The sequence below is a fragment of the Pseudomonas sp. HMWF006 genome (genome assembly GCF_003061205.1).
GTDB classification, from domain to species: domain Bacteria; phylum Pseudomonadota; class Gammaproteobacteria; order Pseudomonadales; family Pseudomonadaceae; genus Aquipseudomonas; species Aquipseudomonas monsensis.
Window position 1 is genome coordinate 5,577 of record NZ_QAIU01000537.1, and the last position, 3,008, is coordinate 8,584.

Genomic DNA, 3,008 nt, shown 5'->3' on the forward strand with positions numbered 1-3,008 from the left:
GCGCTGGGCTACATCATCGCCGGCTACCTGCTGCAATTCGAATCCCTGCGCGTGGCGCCGTCGGGCAGCAACGCCAATGTGATCCGTCTGGAACCGCCGGTGTGCATCACCTTTGCGGAAATTGACGGGTTGATCGCTTCCCTGCAAAAAGTCTGCGACATGCTGCGCCGCCGCGATGCCTTCCCGCTGGCCGCCGGTGTGTGTGCCGACAGCATCGCTGACGTGCCAGCACGCGAGGTCAGCTTCAAGGAGACCGAAACCCGCCCAAAGTCTGACGAGAACGTGCGCGTGGTGGCTCGCGTGGCGTTCATCAACCATTTGATCGATTCGGACATGCTCAGCGATGTCGATCCTTCGCTGTCGACCCTGAGCGCTGAACAGAAGCGCGAGTTCATCAAACGCATGGCCCCCGAGCGCCGTGCCGCGCCGATCGGCCCGGTGCAGATTCGTTCGAAACTCGGCACGGCGGTGGAGTTCACCTTGTACCCGCTGTGCATGGACTCCGATGCGATGGCTGCGTACATCGCCAGCGGTGATCTGCAAACCATCCGTGAAGAGGTTGGCAATCGCATCAAGGATGCCCGCGCCGATGGCTACAGCGTCGCCGGTCTGGGCATGTACACCTCAATCGTGACCAACAACTGCCAGGCGCTGCAGATTCCTGACATGGCGCTGACTTCCGGCAATGCACTGACCATCGGCATGGGCCTGGAAGCCATCGAACAGGGCTGCAAGCAACAGGGCCTTGAGCTGGGCGAGCAGACTGCTGCGGTTGTCGGCGCTGCCGGCAACATCGCTTCGACCTATGCCTCGTTGTTGTCGACCAGTGTCGAGCACCTGATCCTCATCGGCAGCGGTCGCGACGGTTCGCTGCGCCGCCTGGAGAAAACCGCTCAACAGATCTACGCCGAAGCCGCCCGGGCGATCCTCAAGGGTGTCGCCGAACACGATCGTCTCGCCCGGCGCTTGCAGCAAATCGACGGTATCGAAGCGCTGCTAAAGGCCAACGGCAACAGTGCCGACCTCGGTCAACGCGTGGCGAAGCTGGTTGAAGAACGCCTGGGCGCCAACGCCTTTATCACGGTCAGCAACGATCTTGAGGTGTTGAAGCAAGCGCGCATCGTGCTCTGCGCGGCGAACGCACCGCAGCCGTTTCTCTTTGCCGAGCACTTCGCCGAAAACAGCGTGATCTGCGACATCGCCGTGCCGCTGAACGTTGACCAGAACCTCGCCAGCCAGCGCGCCGACGTGCTCTACATGCATGGCGGCATCGTGCAGACACCACTGGGCGATGGCCTGGTGAAAAACGTCCGCGCCTACCTCAAGCAAGGTCAGCTGTATGCGTGCATGGCCGAGTCGGTGTTGATGGGCCTGTCGGGTATGAAACAGCACTACTCCTACGGCGACATCAGCCGCGAGCAAGTGCAGCAGATTCGTGCACTGGCCGCGACCCACGGCTTCAGCCTCGCCCAGTTCAAAACCGACAACTCGCTTTAAGGAACGGTCATGCCGAATAAAGTAGCAGTGGTGACCGGTGGCAGTCGCGGCATCGGTCGGGCGATTGTCCTGACCCTCGCCCGTGCGGGTTATCAGATCGCGTTCAGTTACGTGCGCGATGAAGTGGCGGCGATGGCCTTGCGCGATGAAGTGCAGGCGTCGGGCATCGACTGCCTGGCGCTGCAATGCGACGTCGGTAACGGCGAGAGCATCAAGGCGTTTTTCGAACGGGTCGACCAGCATTTCCAGCGTGTCGATCTGTTGGTCAACAACGCCGGCATTACCCGTGACGGCTTGCTCGCGACGATGTCGGCCCGCGACATCGTCGAGGTGATCCAGACCAACCTGATCGGCACCCTGCTGTGCTGTCAGCAGGTGGTTCCGGGCATGATGCGCCAGCGCAGTGGCTGCATCGTCAATATCAGTTCGGTGGCGGCGCAAAAACCCGGCAAGGGCCAAAGCAATTATGCCGCGGCCAAGGGCGGGGTCGAGTCGCTGACTCGTGCCCTGGCCGTGGAATTGGCGCCGCGCAACATTCGCGTCAATGCGGTAGCGCCGGGCATCGTCAAGACCGAGATGAGCACGGCGCTGATCGGCAGTCAGGAGGAAGAAATCCAGTCGCGCCTGCTGATCAAACGCTACGCCGAACCTGAAGAAATTGCCGAAGCAGTGCTGTACCTCGCTGATCGCGGTTTGTACCTGACCGGGGAGGTCCTGCCGGTCAACGGCGGGCTGAAAATGCCATGAGCCGGACCATTCTGATTACCGGTGCCGCCAAGGGCATCGGCCGCGCGGTGGCGGAGAATTTCGCCACCGAGGCCGACAATCGTCTGATCCTGCTGGATCTCGATCTGCCGGAACTGCAGCGCTGGGTCGATAAACAACACGCGCAGATCAAGGCACGGGTCGAAACCCACGCGGCGAACATTGCCGACCTGCCGGCGATGGAGGCGTTCTTCAAGACCCTCGGTTCGCAAGTCGAATACGTTGATGTGCTGGTCAACAGCGCCGGTATCTGCAACGAGAACGAGCCGGAGGATCTGCACAACTGGCACAAGGTGATTTCGGTCAACCTCAACGGCACGTTCTACGTGACCTCGTTGTGTCTGGCGCTGATGCCCGATCGGGGCCGGATCATCAACATGTCGTCGATCCTCGGTCGGGCCGGCAAGGTGCGCAACACCGCGTACTGCGCGTCCAAGCACGGCATCGTCGGCATGACCAAGGCGCTGGCGCTGGACCTGGCGTCGCGGCAGATCACCGTCAACGCGATTCTGCCGGCCTGGATCGATACGCCGATGTTGCAGGGTGAACTGGCGACGCAAGCGGCGATTGCTGGTTTGACCCAGGAACAGATCGTGCGCAACGCGAAGAAGAAACTGCCGATGCGCCGTTTCATCCAGAGCGAAGAAGTGGCGGCGATGGTGCGTTACCTGGCCAGTCCCGAGGCTGGTGGGGTGACTGCCCAGAGCCTGGTGATTGATGGCGGTGTCGGGTTGGGAATGTAACGA

The 3,008-nt window shown here is 61.6% G+C and carries 2 protein-coding genes and 1 pseudogene; all 3 read left to right on the plus strand.

Features of this window, described 5'->3' with window-relative positions; translation table 11 throughout:
* A pseudogene (locus DBR24_RS33530) lies at positions 1–1,497 on the plus strand (pyridoxalphosphate dependent aminotransferase); the annotation flags it as partial.
* A gap of 9 nt (positions 1,498–1,506) precedes the next feature.
* Positions 1,507–2,244, plus strand: coding sequence for a 3-oxoacyl-ACP reductase family protein (locus tag DBR24_RS24130; RefSeq protein WP_123464422.1), 738 nt, complete (start codon positions 1,507–1,509; stop codon positions 2,242–2,244).
* Complete coding sequence (locus DBR24_RS24135; RefSeq protein WP_128615990.1) at positions 2,241–3,005, plus strand: SDR family NAD(P)-dependent oxidoreductase; 765 nt, start codon at positions 2,241–2,243, stop codon at positions 3,003–3,005. The genes DBR24_RS24130 and DBR24_RS24135 overlap by 4 nt, the downstream gene beginning before the upstream one ends.
* The last annotated feature ends 3 nt before the right edge of the window (positions 3,006–3,008 follow it).